The organism is Streptomyces sp. NPDC047049 (genome assembly GCF_040643995.1).
Lineage (GTDB): Bacteria > Actinomycetota > Actinomycetes > Streptomycetales > Streptomycetaceae > Streptomyces > Streptomyces mooreae.
This window is the reverse complement of the sequence record NZ_JBEYVM010000002.1, coordinates 718,181-732,927: the sequence shown is the minus strand read 5'-3', so window position 1 is coordinate 732,927 and position 14,747 is coordinate 718,181. Positions and strand designations below refer to the sequence as shown.

At 71.0% G+C, this 14,747-nt stretch carries 14 protein-coding genes; 10 read left to right on the top strand and 4 right to left on the bottom strand.

Going from position 1 to position 14,747, the window contains the following annotated elements; all coding sequences use genetic code 11:
* Nucleotides 1-77: 77 nt before the first annotated feature.
* The gene (locus tag ABZ851_RS07335) at nt 78-935 is read right to left on the bottom strand and encodes an AraC family transcriptional regulator (protein WP_361123343.1); all 858 of its coding nucleotides are present in this window, start codon (nt 933-935) and stop codon (nt 78-80) included.
* Between the two features lie 67 nt (nt 936-1,002).
* On the opposite strand from ABZ851_RS07335, the gene ABZ851_RS07330 reads away from it, so the two are divergent.
* The 6 genes from ABZ851_RS07330 (at nt 1,003) to ABZ851_RS07305 (ending at nt 5,539) form a co-directional block, all read left to right on the top strand.
* On the top strand, nt 1,003-1,488 hold the full coding sequence (locus ABZ851_RS07330; protein ID WP_361123340.1) for a DUF2000 domain-containing protein: 486 nt from the start codon (nt 1,003-1,005) through the stop codon (nt 1,486-1,488).
* A 449-nt stretch (nt 1,489-1,937) separates the two neighbouring features.
* Nucleotides 1,938-2,267 carry a hypothetical protein gene (locus ABZ851_RS07325; RefSeq protein ID WP_361123337.1) on the top strand — a complete coding sequence of 110 codons (330 nt, stop codon included), beginning with the start codon at nt 1,938-1,940 and terminating at the stop codon, nt 2,265-2,267.
* Nucleotides 2,264-3,613 carry a WXG100 family type VII secretion target gene (locus tag ABZ851_RS07320; protein WP_361123334.1) on the top strand — a complete coding sequence of 450 codons (1,350 nt, stop codon included), beginning with the start codon at nt 2,264-2,266 and terminating at the stop codon, nt 3,611-3,613. Before ABZ851_RS07325 ends, ABZ851_RS07320 begins: the two co-directional genes overlap by 4 nt.
* Nucleotides 3,610-4,458, top strand: coding sequence for a hypothetical protein (locus ABZ851_RS07315; RefSeq protein WP_361123331.1), 849 nt, complete (start codon nt 3,610-3,612; stop codon nt 4,456-4,458). Before ABZ851_RS07320 ends, ABZ851_RS07315 begins: the two co-directional genes overlap by 4 nt.
* Nucleotides 4,459-4,617: 159 nt before the next feature.
* Nucleotides 4,618-4,947 (top strand): antibiotic biosynthesis monooxygenase, encoded by a 330-nt coding sequence (locus ABZ851_RS07310; RefSeq protein ID WP_311627787.1) that lies wholly within the window; start codon nt 4,618-4,620, stop codon nt 4,945-4,947.
* Between the two features lie 67 nt (nt 4,948-5,014).
* A complete protein-coding gene (locus tag ABZ851_RS07305) occupies nt 5,015-5,539 on the top strand; it encodes a GNAT family N-acetyltransferase (protein ID WP_361123326.1) in 525 nt (174 codons plus the stop codon).
* A 221-nt stretch (nt 5,540-5,760) separates the two neighbouring features.
* Here the strand turns inward: ABZ851_RS07305 and ABZ851_RS07300 are convergent, their stop codons facing one another.
* Nucleotides 5,761-7,839 (bottom strand): MFS transporter, encoded by a 2,079-nt coding sequence (locus ABZ851_RS07300; RefSeq protein WP_361123323.1) that lies wholly within the window; start codon nt 7,837-7,839, stop codon nt 5,761-5,763.
* 232 nt (nt 7,840-8,071) lie between these two features.
* On the opposite strand from ABZ851_RS07300, the gene ABZ851_RS07295 reads away from it, so the two are divergent.
* Both ABZ851_RS07295 and ABZ851_RS07290 read left to right on the top strand, forming a co-directional pair.
* On the top strand, nt 8,072-9,190 hold the full coding sequence (locus ABZ851_RS07295; RefSeq protein WP_361123320.1) for a peptidoglycan-binding protein: 1,119 nt from the start codon (nt 8,072-8,074) through the stop codon (nt 9,188-9,190).
* Between the two features lie 268 nt (nt 9,191-9,458).
* Complete coding sequence (locus ABZ851_RS07290) at nt 9,459-10,121, top strand: HAD-IA family hydrolase (RefSeq protein WP_361123317.1); 663 nt, start codon at nt 9,459-9,461, stop codon at nt 10,119-10,121.
* 105 nt (nt 10,122-10,226) lie between these two features.
* Here ABZ851_RS07290 and ABZ851_RS07285 read toward each other — a convergent pair whose 3' ends face one another.
* Nucleotides 10,227-10,808: a TMEM165/GDT1 family protein gene (locus tag ABZ851_RS07285; RefSeq protein ID WP_336052681.1), complete on the bottom strand. Its 582-nt coding sequence runs from the start codon at nt 10,806-10,808 to the stop codon at nt 10,227-10,229.
* Nucleotides 10,809-11,033: 225 nt separating this feature from the next.
* Nucleotides 11,034-11,792: an ABC transporter permease gene (locus tag ABZ851_RS07280; RefSeq protein WP_361123313.1), complete on the bottom strand. Its 759-nt coding sequence runs from the start codon at nt 11,790-11,792 to the stop codon at nt 11,034-11,036.
* A gap of 209 nt (nt 11,793-12,001) precedes the next feature.
* On the opposite strand from ABZ851_RS07280, the gene ABZ851_RS07275 reads away from it, so the two are divergent.
* Nucleotides 12,002-12,646 carry an HNH endonuclease family protein gene (locus ABZ851_RS07275; RefSeq protein WP_336052683.1) on the top strand — a complete coding sequence of 215 codons (645 nt, stop codon included), beginning with the start codon at nt 12,002-12,004 and terminating at the stop codon, nt 12,644-12,646.
* A gap of 145 nt (nt 12,647-12,791) precedes the next feature.
* Nucleotides 12,792-14,525: an alkaline phosphatase D family protein gene (locus tag ABZ851_RS07270; protein WP_361123310.1), complete on the top strand. Its 1,734-nt coding sequence runs from the start codon at nt 12,792-12,794 to the stop codon at nt 14,523-14,525.
* Nucleotides 14,526-14,747: the final 222 nt, after the last annotated feature.

The window sequence follows — 14,747 nt, the reverse complement described above, 5'->3', positions numbered from 1 at the left end:
GACCTCACGTCAGGCGGCGCCTCACATCACGCGCCTCACATCACGCGCCTCACATCACGCGCCTCACATCACGCGCCTCACGTCCGCGCCCCGGCCCCGGCCCCGCGGAAGGCACCCGGCGTGACACCGAAGCAGCGCACGAACCAGCGGTGGAAGTGCGCCTGGTCGGCGAAGCCGGCCTCGGTCGCCGCCTCGGCGGTCGGCCGGCCGTCGATGAGCAGCGTGCGGGCGCGGCGCAGCCGCAGCAGCCGCTGGAAGTCGCTGGGCGCCATGCCGTACTCGGCCCGGAACGCCCGGTAGAGCGCAAAGCGGCTGCAGCCCGCCGCATCGGCGAGGTCCTGCGCGGACAGCGGCTGGTCGTAGGCCGCCATCAGCAGCTCGCGGACGCGGCGCGCCGCCGGTGCCTGTGCGCCCGGGGGCAGTTCGCGCGGTCCTGCGGGTGTGGCGCCGCGGGACGCGTTGCGCCGCACCATGGCTTCGACGGCCGCGGTGAGCCGTTCCTCCCGCACCAACGGGTCCGCGCCGCCGACCAGTGCCGGGTGCAGCCGGCGCAGGGCGCGGGCCAGCACGGGGTCGTCGACGACCGGACGGGCGAACAGCGGCATGGCGCCCCGGCCGTCGGTGACGTCGTCGAGAACGTCGCGGACCACGTCCGGGCCGATGTGCATGATCCGGTAGGTGAAGCCGAGTTCGACGGCGGACTCGCCGTCGTGCGGGTCGTCCGGATTGAACGCCATCACCATGCCGGCCGCGCTGGTGTGTCCCGCACCGCGGCAGGTGAAGCGCTGGGCGCCGGTCTCCGTCACGGCGAACGAGTAGGCGTCATGACTGTGCGGGTGGAAGACATGGCGGACGAAGTGCGCATGCATCGCTTCCAGGGGCCGCTCGGGGTCGCGCCAGTAGCGCGCCCAGTCCCCGCCGTGCTGCCTGCTCATCAGTCCAGTCTGCCGCGCCGCACCAGCGTTCAAGACGGCCGTCCGGATGCCGGACGACACTCCCCGTATGACGACTGCACCGACCGCATCCCCCGGCACGACCCCGACCGCATCCCCTGACACCGCCCCGGTCCCGGCCCCGGCCCGCTTCGACACCAAGATCGCCGTGATCGTCCGGGACGACCTCGCCGTCTGGCAGAAGCTGAACGTCACCGCCTTCCTCGCCAGCGGTATCGCGCACGTCCGTGACGACATCATGGGCAAGCCCTACGAGGACGCCTCCGGACAGGACTACCTGGCGCTGTTCCGCGAGCCGGTGCTGTGCTACACCGCCGATTCCCGGGCACTGTCCCGTACCCACGCCCGTGCCCTCAGCCGCGGCGTACCGACCGCCCTGTACACCGCCGACATGTTCCGCACGGGAAACGACGACGACAACCGGGCAGCGGTACGGGCGGTGCCCATCGCCGACCTCGACCTGGTGGGACTCGCCGTCCACGGCCCACGCGGCATCATCGACAAAATCACCAAGGGCCTGAAACTGCACGGCTGAACAACTGGACAACTGAACAACCGAGCCTGCAGGCCTTGCCCTGAGTTCCGCTCGGCCCGTACAGCGCCAAGGAGCCGTCGAGGCACGCACCCTAGGCACACCCCACCAGGCCTCACCCGTGCGCGCGTACCACTCCATGCACGGCCGTGAGGCCGACTGGGGTCCAAACGCTTCACGGCAAGCGCCCGACAGGCTCGAATCACTGCTCCGTTGGGATAAACAGAACACCAGCCCGATGCGTCATCACCCCTTTCAGCAGTCCTCTGCGTTACTTGAACAAGACACCACACTGACGAGTTCTGGCCACGCCTTGGCTGCATTCGATCGGACGTGACATGCGCAATCACGGCGAAGTCGGCTAACGGGTTGAGGCCGCAGGCCAACTAAGTGCACTGTCAGTGGTGCAGGGTGGGTTCGTAGCGGACTGAGATGAGCGTTGAGGGGGACTCATGGCCGCTTCTGGGTTCGACATAGACACACATCAACTGAAGAGTGAAGCGCCGAAATTTCACAGGGAATCTGTTGCCTTGGCAAAAGCGACAGAGAAGTTGAAGCACTCACTCGATGCGCTCGGAACGCCCTGGGGGGACGACGAGCAAGGGAAGAAGTTCGAGCACGTCTACAGCCCGCATCGCAGCGAGGTCGAGCGCGCCGCCCGCGCCTTGGTGAAGGGGCTGAGCAGCATCACCAAAGCCATGAAGGACATGGCCGACAACCACGAGGCCGCGGATCACTCCAACGCCTCAGCCTTCAAGCACCACGGCGGCGGTGGGCATTGAGCTCCGGGGACAAGGCCAAGGAGATCGTCCAGGACCTCACCGGCATGTGGTGGCCGGAGGGTGATGAGGACAAGCTTCGGGAAGCCGCACGGGCCTGGCGGACCTTCGCCGACGACGTAAAGGACATCACCTGGGCGACGCACAAGTCGGCGCAAGATGTCATCGACAACAACAAGGGCCAGTCGATCGAGGCTTTCGCATCCTTCTGGCGTAAGTACCACGGTGGCGGCAAGGGTTATCTGGACGACGTTGCCGATGCGGCGCAGGACATGGCCAAGGCGCTGGACAAGTTCGCGGACCAGATAGCAGAAGCCAAGAAGAAGCTCGAGCACGAGTTGGAGATCGCCGGTGCCGTCATCGTCGCAGGAACAGCCCTTGCGCTGTTCACCGGCGGCATCAGCGAAGCCGCCGCCGGCGCGGCAACGGCGGAAATCCTCGCGGCGTCCAGTGCGGCCGGTATTGCTGTCTCCGCCACGGTTGCCGAGATCGCAGGAACCGTCCTGGCCACCGCAGCGATCGGCGGCATCGAGGCCATCACCGTAGACGTGGTCGTGGCCCAGGGCGGGCGGAACCTCCTCGGCGACCAGAAGGGCATCAACCTCGCCGAAGTCGAGAACGCCGGCACCTCCGGCATGCTCCTCGGTGGTGCTTTCGGCGCAGCCGGACGCGGCGCCGAGGCCCTTGCCGACGCGGGTGGGGTCAAGAACGTCCTCGGCAAGATGAAGCTGGACGGCCTGGACAACTTCACAAACCCGTTGCGCAACTTTGAGATATCCATGCCGAACTTGGGCGGCCCGCGGCTGGCCATGGCCGGCGAGGGGCCAGTCGGCCCGGCCGGTCCCTTGATGCGTAACGCTGAAGGGGCGGCCGGAGCCGGCAAGTCGGCTGGTTCGGGAGGCCGATCCTCCTGGGAAGCAAGCGAGAACATCCCAGGAGCCGCCCGGGGCAAGACCCTCAGGAGTCCACATCCGCGGCACTTCTGGAGCGGGGTCAAGCGCGGAACTCCAAATAATGAAAACACCGTTGTCCTTCCGGGACACAACGAGGCAGTCAAACAAGAGATCGCGGATATAGCCGCCGGTAAAGCGAGATGGAACCCGGATGACCAGGTATATGAGATCAATGGCCGTTCTTACACGATCGAACCAAGCGGTACCGTATTCCCGAAGTCCGGGCCGGGGCTCGTCACTCTGACCCGCGCCGAATACGGCGCTCTGGGGCAAATAATGCGCGTCAACGGCGACCTGAGCCAGTTGGAGAAATTCTTCGCCAACGCGAAACAGTTCCAAAAGGAACCCGGCGCCATTCAGACGGCGATTGACCTGTATAGGATGTACACCTCATGATGTGCACACTGCTCACGACCGGCGACAGGATACCTGATCGAATCGCCCCGGTCCTCGCTTCGTTCTTCGGTCTCCCCATTTCCGAGGTCGACATTTGCGACCTGTGGGATCTCGACTCGCGGAACTGGGATGCTTCCGTCACCTGTGAGTATGCGCCGCTCAGCGGAGATCTCAGCTGGTCGCTGGCCATCGCGACCTCCGACGACGACGCATCGCAGCTCACGGAGGAGGTCCTCGCACTGACCGTAGCGCGTTCGCTCGGCATCGTCGTCGTCTTCTCCTCCGACTACCCGGACATCTCGTGGATCGACCGTGCCGCCACTCCCGAAGGGGACGTGTGCTACATCAACACCATTGAGTCGGAAGACGACCCTCCACGGTGGACAGTCGCCGTCTCCGAAATCTTCATCCCGGCATTTCCCGAAGCGGAAGTGCGGCCCATCCCAGAGATCATCAAACCTCTGCGGCTGCCAACCCCCATCACCGATGCTTGTGTCCCCAAGGGCCACCCTCAGCGGGAGGCCTTCTACCCCCTGGTCAACTGGGAACGGCTCACAGCCCGTATGGCAGCAGACTGGCCTCCCTCGTCGTGGTACCCGGCCTCGATGTATGTGGAGGACCTCGAACTGCGCGACCAACTCGACGCCGTGATCGCACAGCTTTCTCCGGAAGACCAGCAGCGGGTCAGGGAAGCCACGGAACAGGTGGACCGGACGTACCGCTCCCTCACCCACGAAGACGGCGGGGAAAACCTCGCCAGGGCCACAGGCACACCGATCACCGATCGCGCGTGGTACTGGTACCGACGCCCCCCGAACCCCCCGTGGGACCTCGCACGGCAGTAGCTCTTGCGCTGCCCTTGGGGCCTTCGAAGGCTTGATATCTGGATCCCGCGTACTTGATAGGCCGCTCCGCCGGGCCGCGGAAGTTGCCACGGAATCGCCATCGCGCAGGCGGCGCGCCTCGCTCGTGGCCGCGGGGCGGCCGTGCGGCAAGATGGGGGCATGAGCGTAGTCAAGATCAATGTGCTGACCGTGCCCGCCGAGCAGCGCGAGGTGCTGGAGAAGCGCTTCGCGTCGCGCGCCGGGACGGTGGATTCCTCGGACGGCTTCGAGTGGTTCGAGCTGCTGCGCCCCGTGGAGGGCACCGAGCAGTACCTCGTCTACACCCGGTGGCGGGACGAGGAGTCGTTCCAGGCGTGGATGGAGGGTCCCATGAAGGCCGCGCACCAGCAGGGCGGTGACGCGGGCGGTGAGCGGCCCAAGCCTGCCGCGTCCGGGTCCACCCTGTGGTCCTTCGAGGTGGTGCAGCAGACCGGTCCGAAGCAGGGCTGAGCGACCTCGGCGGCGTCACTCGGAAAACCGTTGCGCCATGTGCCGCAGCGGCCGCCACAATGGCGGCATGAGTGACGCCGCCGCCCTCCGCCTTCCCTGGGCCGTCTCCGCGGAGCCGGTCGGCTCGCCGGATGCCGAGGCGCTGTTGCGCGAGTACTACACCGAGGTGGCGGACCGCTACTTCGCCCTGCACGAGGGCCGCCGCTCGACTCCGCAGGAGATCGACGAGGGGGTGGCCGAGTACCCCAGCACCGATCTGACGCCGCCGCACGGCAGGCTGCTGGTGGCCCGCCACGGCGCGGTGGCGGCGGGCTGCGTCGGCGTGCGGATGCTGGACGCACGGACCGCGGAGCTCAAGCAGATGTTCGTACGGGCCGACCGGCGCGGCCGGGGTGGCGCGGGCGTGCTGCTCACAGCCGCCGAGCGGGTCGCGGCGCAGCTGGGCGCCGAGCGGATCCGGCTGGACACCCGGCGGGATCTGGTGGAGGCCGTCGCGCTCTACCGGCGGCACGGCTTCGTGGAGATCGATCCGTACCACGAGGACCCTTACGCGGAGATCTTCTTCGAGAAGCGGCTGGACGAGGGGCGTTGACCGGCCGGGAGGGCCCGGGCCGTCAACTCCGTGACGGCTGTGCGCACGCATCACCGCGACGGATGTGCGCACGCACCAGCCAGGCGCCCGCCCCGACAGCGGTCCTGAGCCGCCAAGTCGGCAGCCCTGAGCCGTCGAGTCGGCAGCCCTGAGCCGTCGAGTCGGCAGCCCTGAGTCGTCGAGTCGGCGGCCCTGAGCCGCCAACTCGCCTTCGGAAAAGTTCACTTCGCCAGGTCAGGTGGCTGTGGTGTGTGCGGAGGGGTGCGGGGCAACGGTCGGCGGGCGGGGCCGTGGCGGGGCTCTTCCGCGTCCGAGCCGCACAGCTCCGTCGTCAGCTCCCGGACGAGTGCGGTGAGATCGGTGGGCCGGTCCTGGGTCCACCAGTCGCCCAGCATCTCCGCGAGCGACTGCCGGCGGGCCGCCGCGAGCCGGCCGGCGACCTCCCGTCCGCGCTCGGTGAGCCGCAGGAACTGCCCGTCACGGGTGGCGAGTCCGCATTCCTCGATCTGGCGGATGCTCGCGGAGAGCACCGCCGGCGGGACGGTACAGCGCTCGGCGAGCAGCGCGGATTCCACCGCGCCGTAGCGGTGGATGCGCAGGATCAGCCAGCCGGCCGCCGGTCCGAGGTCCAGCCCGGCCCGAGCGATGATCTTCTCGTAGATGTGCTTACGGCCTTCCCTGCTGCCGAGTGTGGACAGGGCGCGGGCGCATTCGTCGTGCGAGGACCGCTCGACGGGGTTGGAGGAGAGCACTTCGCTGGTGTCGGGGGCGGTGACGCTGCTGCGCAGTGGCTCCTCCTTGAGGAACCAGGCGAGCACGAACGCGGCCAGGACGACCGGGACGGCGTAGAGGAAGACGTCGGTGATCGAGACGGAGTAGGCGTTGAGGACCCCGGCGGCCTGACCGGGCGGCAGGCGGGTGACGGTCCGCGGATCCTCGGCGATCCTGGACGGGTCGACGCCCGGCGGCAGGTGGGCTCCGGCGACGGCGTCGGCGATCCGCGGCCGGAGCCGGCTGGTGAAGAGCGTGCCGAAGAGGGACACCCCGAAGGAGGCGCCGATGGAGCGGAAGAACGTGGCGCCGGAGGTGGCGACGCCCAGGTCCCGGTAGGGGACGGCGTTCTGCGCGATGAGCACCAGCACCTGCATGACCAGGCCGAGCCCGAAGCCGAAGACGAAGAGGCGGGCGCTCATCCCCGCGACCCCGCTGGACGGTTCGAGCCGGTGCAGGAGCAGCAGTCCGAGCGCGGTGACACCGGTGCCGGCGATCGGGAAGACCTTGTAGTGGCCGGTGTGGCTGACGAGCTGCCCGGAGCCGGTGGAGGCGAGCAGCATCCCGGCCACCACCGGCAGCATGTGCACCCCGGACATGGTCGGTGTCACCCCCTGGACGACCTGCAGGAACGTCGGCAGGTACGTCATCGGGCCGAACATCGCGAAGCCGACGACGAAGCCGATGGCCGCGGTCAGCGTGAAGGTGCGGCTGCGGAACAGGCGCAGCGGCAGGACGGGTTCGGCGGCCCGGCGCTCGATGACGAGGAACGCGCCCAGCAGTACGACACCCAGGACGCCGCATCCCACGATCTGCCACGAGGCCCAGGGGTGGGTGACGCCACCGAGCGAGGTCATCAGGACGAAGCAGGCGGCGACCGCGGCGATCACGGCGGTGCCCGGGTAGTCGATCCGGTGCGGGGTGCGGCGGCGCGGGATGTGCAGCACGGCGGCGATGACGGCGAGCGCGACGATGCCGACGGGGACGTTGACGTAGAACACCCAGCGCCAGCTGAGGTGGTCCACGAACAGCCCGCCGAGCAGCGGTCCGAGGACGCTCGTACCGCCGAAGACGGCGCCGAACAGGCCTTGGTACTTCCCGCGTTCGCGGGGCGGCACGATATCGCCGACGATCGCCATCGACAGCACGATCAGGCCCCCGCCGCCCAGCCCCTGGAGAGCCCGGAAGGCGATCAACTGGCCCATGTTCTGCGCGACGCCGCACAGCACCGACCCGATCAGGAAGATCACGATGGCGGTCTGGAACAGTCTCTTGCGGCCGTACTGGTCACCGAGCTTGCCCCACAGGGGAGTCGCGGCCGTCGAGGCCAGGAGGTAGGCGGTGACCACCCAGGAGAGGTGGTCGAGGCCGCCGAGCTCGCTGACGATCGTGGGCAGCGCGGTGGCGACGATGGTCTGGTCGAGCGCCGCGATGAGCAGGCCGAGCAGCAGCGCGCCGATCGCGACGAGGACCGTCCGCCGTGCCCCGTCCTCACGGGGGACGGCAGGAGCGCCGGTGTCCTGCACCATGAGCGTCTCCCTCTGTTCCGCCGGGCCGCCCTTTCCGTCGCGAAGCGCCCTTCGGGCTCCTCCCATCCTGGGCGGTCCGGACGGATGTGGCCCGCCGGACGGCGTCCGGTATCCGGGGCCGTCCGGGGGACACCCGGGGTATGCCGTACGGATGTCTTCGAGCGCCTGCGCGAACGGGTGCGCCCTTTGGATAATCGCTGCCGGTTCGATGCCTCCAGGGAGGGGACCGCTCATGACGGCACCGCTGTGCCCGCACTGCTCCGCCCCCGTACGCGGCGACGGCCGGCCGGCCTGTCTGTGTGCGGCGGTCGATGCGGACGACTTTGATCCGCTGCGCGTCCGGCCGTACGTGTCACTGCCCGGCGACGCGGAAGAGGACACCGGTGACGGCTCGGGCCGGGACGGGGGCGAGGGCGGGGGTGCGTATGGCGGCGGGGGCGGCGGTGCGTACAGCGGCGCGCAGGAGGTCTACGGCGGGTCGCACGCCCTCTTTGCGAGCCGGGGCGACCGGCTGGACGACTTACCCGGGGTGGACGCCGCCGTGCACCGGGCCGGCGGCCCCGGACCCGCGGAAGACTCCGTATCCGCGGAAGGTTCCGCGCCCGCGGAAGGTTTCGCGCCCGCGGAAGGTTTCGCGCCCGCGGAAGGCTCGGTACCCGCGGAAGGCTTCGCACCCACACGAGGCTCCGTACCCGCCGGTGCCTCCGCCTCCGCCTCCGCCTCCACTCCCGGCCGCCGGCGCGCCCTCCCCGCCGTCCTCGCGGTCGCCGGGGCCGCGCTGGCCGCCGCCGCGGTCCTGATCACCACCGATGCCCTGTCCGGCGACCCCAGGGACCGGGCGGCGGGACCCGACCGCGGCACCGCCTCGCCCGGCGCCGGCCTCCCCAGCGGCGACGCCTCCGCCCCCGCGCGGGGCAGCGCCGCCCCCTCCCGGTCCGCGGTCCGCTCGCCGTCGCCGGGCGCGACCGGCATCCCCCGCCCCACGGCCGGCGGGAAGCGCTACCGGTCCGGCGGGGCACCGGCCCCCGCTCCCACCCGGGCCTCCGGCAGCGTCACCCGCTCCCCGACGCCCTCCCCCGGAAGCGCCGTCCCCAGCGCCCCGCCCACGGGGCCGATCGTGCTGCGCCCGGGGGCGACCGGCCCGGAAGTGACCGAGCTGCAGGAGCGGCTGCGGCAGCTGGCCTGCTACGCGGGCCCGGACGACGGCCGCTACGGCACGGCGGTGCGGGCCGCCGTATCCCGCTACCAGCGGGCCTACGGGGTGACGGGCGACCCGGACGGCGTCTACGGCGCGCCGACCCGGGCGTCCCTGGAGTCCCGCACCCGCGAGCCGGCGGACGGCTCGCCCTGACCTGGCGGACGACCCGCCCTGGCCCGGTGGACAGGCCCCGGCGCGAGGCTCTGACCAGGCCCGGTTGTCGGCACCCGGATGCGTTTTGTATCGTGAAGAAACAAAGTGGTTCCGCCCGCACTCCCTGACCGGCGGGCGGAACCGCTTGTGTTCCCCGTGCGATCCGCAGCGTCCGCATGACCGTCCGCAAACGGCGGCACCATCCGATGACCGTCCGCATACCGCGGCACCATCCGTACGTATGCCCGTAGCGCCCAGGAGCCCGCCGATGCCGGCCACCACCACGCTCACCGCCCGCGCCCTGCTGCTGGACATGGACAGCACGATCGTGAATTCCGAGGCGGTCGTCGAGCGCTGCTGGCGCCGCTGGGCCGACGAGCAGGGGCTGGACGCGGACGAGGTCCTCAAGGTCGTCCATGGCCGGCAGGGCTGGGCCACCATGGCGGCGCTGCTGCCGGACCGCCCCATGGAACTCAACCTGGCCGACAACCGCCGGATGCTGGCACAGGAGACCTCCGACACGGACGGCGTGGTGCCGGTGCCCGGCGCGCCCGCCTTCATGGCCGCCCTCGCCACCGTGCCGCACGCCCTGGTGACCTCCGCCGACATCCCGCTCTCCGACGCCCGGATGGGCGCGGCCGGGCTGCCGATGCCCGCCGTGCGGATCACGGCGGAGAGCGTGAGCGCCAGCAAGCCCGACCCGGAGGGCTTCCTCAAGGGCGCGGCCGAGCTGGGTTACGCGCCCGAGGACTGCCTGGTCTTCGAGGACTCCGAGGCGGGCATCGAGGCGGGCCGGGCGGCCGGTATGCGGGTGGTCGGCGTCGGCGACCGGGCCGCGGCCTTCGCCCCCACCGTGCAGGTGCGCGACCTCACCGGCATCCGCGTCGAGGCGCTGGCGGACGGCATGATCGCGGTGCATCTCACGGGCTGAGCCCCCTCGCCGGACGAGAAGCGCGGGGCGACGAGCGCGGAGCGACGAGCGGGCGAAGCGGGAGCCCCCACCGGGAGCCCCCGCCCGCCCCGGCCCGCGCACGGCTCAGCCGGAAGCCGCCTCGTACAGGCTGAAGCCCGCCAGTACCAGCATCACACCGGCCGCGATCTTGGTGATGAGCTTCAGCGGCACGTACTTCATGAGCGTCCGGCCGCCCAGGATGCCCAGTCCGGCCACCGCCCACAGGGCCAGGACGGCGCCGATGCCGACCGAGAGCGGGTCGTCGTAACGGGCCGCGAGGTTGGCGGTCATGATCTGCGTCAGATCACCGAACTCGGCGACCAGGATCATCATGAAACCCGCCCCGGAGACCTTCCAGAAGCTCTGGTCGGCGGGCTTCTTCACTTCTTCCTCGTCGTCGTCCTTCCTGAACAGCAGCACGGCGGCGCCCGCCAGGAAGAGGACACCGACCACGCCCTGGACCCAGCGGTGCGGGAGCAGCGTCAGCACGCTGCCCGCGGCGATGGCGAGCGCCACATGCACCAGGAAGGCCGCGGCGACGCCGGCGAAGACGTACGAGGCGCGGTAGCGGGTGCCGAGCATCAGGCCGGCGAGGGCGGTCTTGTCGGGCAGTTCGGCGAGGAAGACGACGCCGAAGACGACTGCGGCGACGGTAAGGCTGAACACGGGGTGGGATACCTCGATCGGTCGGGCCGCGCCAAAGGGGCCCGGGAGAGGGGTCGCTTCGGCACGGCAGCGTCAGACACTGCGGCCGAAGGTCTCGCTGGCCACGTACGCGTACGCACGGGCTCCGGGCGCCGGCTCCCCCGTCATCCCAGCGCCGGTCAGGCGCTCCGCCTGGAAGGGCGGGCGGGCAACGGGAGGGCAGTATGTCGACGGTCCGGCAGAGAGCTACTCCCCTTCTGCTGCCGTCAAGGGTACGCGGTGCAGCCGTCCGCGCGCGACCAGCTCCAGCACCGTCGCGCAGGCCGCCGCCTGCACCGCCAGCAGCGCGACCAGCACGAACAGCTGCACCGCGCCCGCCTGTACGGGGGAGGCGCCGCCCAGCAGCATGCCGACGAAGGCTCCGGGCAGCGTGACCAATCCCACGGTCCGGGTCTGGTCGAGCCCCGGCAGCAGGGCGTCCGAAGCGGCCGGGCGGGCGACCTCCATCCGGGCCTCGCGGTCCGCCAGCCCCAGCGCGAGACCCGCCTCGAATTCCCCGTGCCGCGTCGCCAGCTCGTCCAGCGCCCGCCGCCCGCCCAGGACGGTGGCGGTCAGCGCGCCGCCGATCAGGATGCCCGCGACGGGGATCAGGGTCAGGCCGCGCGGCGGCACCAGACCGGTGAGCAGCAGCAGAGCGACGACCGGGACGACCCCGGCGGCGATCGGTGCGGCGGCCCACCACCAGGTGCGGTTCCGGGTGATCCGGCGGCCCGCGGTCCGCACCGCCACCGCGAACATCAGCGCGAGGAAGCTCAGCAGCCAGGGCAGGGCGTGCACCACCCAGCCGATGAGGTAGGAGACGGCGGCGAGTTGGGCGGCGGCGCGCAGTCCGGCGACGGCGATGGCCCGCGCATGGCCGAGGCGCGCCAGCGCGGCAACGGCCACCGCGGCGGCCAGCAGGACGGCGAGGACGGCCCCGAGGGTGACGTTGACCGGCAGCAGCACGCGCTCACTGTAAGGCGGCGACCGGGGCGCACACGCGGGAGCCGGTCAACCGGAGTGCCGTGATGCATTTGTGGTGCACCGTCAGATCCCCTTGAACTGACGTGGGCATGTCGCCACTCTGTTACCTGGTGCCCATCTCGTGGAAACCCCACGTCGCCACGATGAGGCGGCACCGCACGGTAACTTCCCCCCACAATCCGGGAGTTTCGATGAAAAAGGTCTACGCGCGTCGAGTTTCCCTCGCCGCGGGATCGGCGGCGGCGCTCGTCTGCACGCTGGCACTCAGCGGCCAGACCGCCCAGGCGGCACCGCCCAGCCCGCCGGACGCGGCCACCGCACGGACGTACCTCACCCAGCTCAAGGAACAGCCCGAGGGCCCGCAGGACGGCTACAGCCGCGACAAGTTCCCGCACTGGATCGACCAGGGCAAGAACTGCAACACCCGCGAAGTGGTGCTCAAGCGCGACGGCACGGACGTGAAGCAGGACGACAGCTGCAAGACGACCGGCGGCAAGTGGGTCTCGGCCTACGACGGCAAGACCTGGACCGACCCGGCCGACCTCGACATCGACCACGTCGTACCGCTCTCGGAGGCCTGGAAGTCGGGCGCCGCGCAGTGGACCACCGAGCGCCGCAAGGAGCTGGCCAACGACCTCACCCACTCCCAGCTGATCGCCGTCACCGACAACCTCAACCAGGAGAAGGGCGACCAGGACCCGGCGAAGTGGCTGCCGCCGAAGGCCTCGTACCACTGCGAGTACGCCCGGATGTGGGTGTCGGTGAAGCATGAGTACGGCATGACCGCGGACTCGGCGGAGAAGGCCGCGCTGAAGAAGATCCTGGACGGCTGCTGAGCGGCCCGGTCCCGCGGATGCCCGCGGGACCGGTCCCCTGCGTCCGCCGGCCGTCCTCCCCGGTCGGCGGACGCGCCGCGCCCCCGGCCCCCCGCAGCGCCCGGTGTGCTCCTATCCTCTGACCACGACGAGTGGGGAGACACCGATGGCCGGACTGCGCTTGGGGCCGCTGCTGCGCTATGTCGACGCGCGGAGCGCGACGGTGTGGGTGGAGACCGATGAGCCGTGCGTGGTGCATGTCCGCGGCGACGACGGGGCGGCCGGCGCGGAACGGACCTGGCAGGTGGCCGGGCACCACTATGCGCTGGTCCCGGTGACCGGCCTCACGCCCGGCACCGAGACGCCCTACCAGGTCCTGCTGGACGAGCCGGACGCCTCGCCCGGCGACGGCGGGGAGCAGGTCTGGCCGCCGCCCGGCAGCCGCTTCCCGGCGAGCACCATCCGTACGCTGCCCGCCTCCCCCGACGAGCCGCTGCGGTTCGCCTTCGGCTCCTGCCGCTGGTCGGCGACGCCCTCGAACGCGGCGCACGACCCGGTGGGCCCGGACGCCCTGGACACCCTCGCCGCCACGCTGGCCGCCGATCCCGGGCGGCCGCGCCCCGACGTACTGCTCCTGCTGGGCGACCAGGTCTACGCCGACCAGACCTCCGAGGCGACCGCCCGGGTGCTGGCCGGGCGCCGCGACCTCGGCGAGCCGCCCTGGAAGCAGGTCGCGGACTTCGAGGAGTACACCCACCTCTACTACGAGTCCTGGCTCGACCCGGAGGTCCGCTGGCTGCTCTCCACGGTCCCCAGCTGCATGATCTTCGACGACCACGATGTGATCGACGACTGGAACACCTCGGCGGCCTGGGTGGCCCGTATGCGGGCGACCCCCTGGTGGCGGGAGCGGATACTCGGCGGTCTGATGTCGTACTGGGTCCACCAGCACCTGGGCAATCTCTCGCCCGCCGAGCTGGCCGCCGACGAGCTGTACGCACGGGTGCGGGCGCTGCCGGACGCGACGGAGGCGGTGCGGGAGTTCGCGGCCGGCGCGGATGCCGATCCGGCCCGCGCCCACTGGAGCTACCGCCGCGACTTCGGCCGGGTGCGACTGGTCATGATCGACACCCGGGCCACCCGCGTGCTGGACGAGAGCAACCGCGCGATGCTCGACAAGACCGAGGGCGAATGGCTGCGGCAGGCGGTGCTGGAGGGACGCGGCGGCTACGACCATCTGCTGCTGGGCAGTTCGCTGCCCTGGCTGCTGCCGCATCTCGTCCACGCCGCGGAGGGCTGGAACGCCGCGCTGTGCGCCGGCGAGCGCGGCCCCCGCTGGGCCCGCAGAAGCGAATTCCTGCGCCAGCGCGCCGACTTGGAGCACTGGGCGGCCTTCCCCGGTTCGTTCACCGCGCTCACCGAGCTGATCGCCGAGGCCGGTGGCGGCGCGGACGCTCCGGCGACGGTCTGTGTGCTGTCCGGGGACGTGCACCACGCCTATGTGGCCGAGCCGCACTGGCGCGGCGCCGGGCCGCACCCCACGAGCCGGGTGCTGCAGCTGACCTGCTCCCCCGTTCACAACAGCATCCCCGGCTCGCTGCAGGCCGGTTTCCGCTTCGGCTGGAGCCGGCCGGGCCGCTGGCTGGGGAAGCTGCTGGCCCGGCACGGCCGGCTGGCCCGCCCGGCGGTGAAGTGGCGGCGTACGGGCGGCCCGTGGTTCGGCAACCAGCTGATGACGCTGACGCTGGCGGGCCGGACGGCGCGCCTCGCCCTGGACCAGGCCCGCCGGGAGAAGAGGGGCGGCGTCCGGCTCGTCACGGTCTGGCGGGCGGCGTTGTCCGATGCGCGGGTTGCCGGGAAATCGGGTGGTGCGGGCGGGCGCGTCCCGGGGACCGAATGACCGAAGACCGGATGATCCGGACGCTCCGGTTCCGGTAGCCGTCCGGCGGGTGTCCGGCAGGGCGGGGCGGCCGGGCGATCACCCCGGGGTTCCGGCGGATTTTTTGCCCACCCCCGGGTGCTGCAACGGCGGATCGGGCGGTGATGATGGGGCGCACCTTTGCCCGTCGCCCGCACTCTCGGGCGGCCGCGCCCGCGCGGCCGGCCGTCCGCCGCCCCAGGG

What these genes read in the sequence shown, in the direction of transcription:
- ABZ851_RS07325 (WP_361123337.1), top strand. Translation starts at nt 1,938, where the DNA reads ATGGCCGCTTCTGGGTTCGACATAGACACACATCAACTGAAGAGTGAA.
- ABZ851_RS07295 (WP_361123320.1), top strand. Translation starts at nt 8,072, where the DNA reads ATGACGGCACCGCTGTGCCCGCACTGCTCCGCCCCCGTACGCGGCGAC.
- ABZ851_RS07330 (WP_361123340.1), top strand. Translation starts at nt 1,003, where the DNA reads ATGACGACTGCACCGACCGCATCCCCCGGCACGACCCCGACCGCATCC.
- ABZ851_RS07305 (WP_361123326.1), top strand. Translation starts at nt 5,015, where the DNA reads ATGAGTGACGCCGCCGCCCTCCGCCTTCCCTGGGCCGTCTCCGCGGAG.
- ABZ851_RS07335 (WP_361123343.1), bottom strand. Translation starts at nt 935, where the DNA reads ATGAGCAGGCAGCACGGCGGGGACTGGGCGCGCTACTGGCGCGACCCC.
- ABZ851_RS07310 (WP_311627787.1), top strand. Translation starts at nt 4,618, where the DNA reads ATGAGCGTAGTCAAGATCAATGTGCTGACCGTGCCCGCCGAGCAGCGC.
- ABZ851_RS07300 (WP_361123323.1), bottom strand. Translation starts at nt 7,839, where the DNA reads ATGGTGCAGGACACCGGCGCTCCTGCCGTCCCCCGTGAGGACGGGGCA.
- ABZ851_RS07315 (WP_361123331.1), top strand. Translation starts at nt 3,610, where the DNA reads ATGATGTGCACACTGCTCACGACCGGCGACAGGATACCTGATCGAATC.
- ABZ851_RS07275 (WP_336052683.1), top strand. Translation starts at nt 12,002, where the DNA reads ATGAAAAAGGTCTACGCGCGTCGAGTTTCCCTCGCCGCGGGATCGGCG.
- ABZ851_RS07290 (WP_361123317.1), top strand. Translation starts at nt 9,459, where the DNA reads ATGCCGGCCACCACCACGCTCACCGCCCGCGCCCTGCTGCTGGACATG.
- ABZ851_RS07270 (WP_361123310.1), top strand. Translation starts at nt 12,792, where the DNA reads ATGGCCGGACTGCGCTTGGGGCCGCTGCTGCGCTATGTCGACGCGCGG.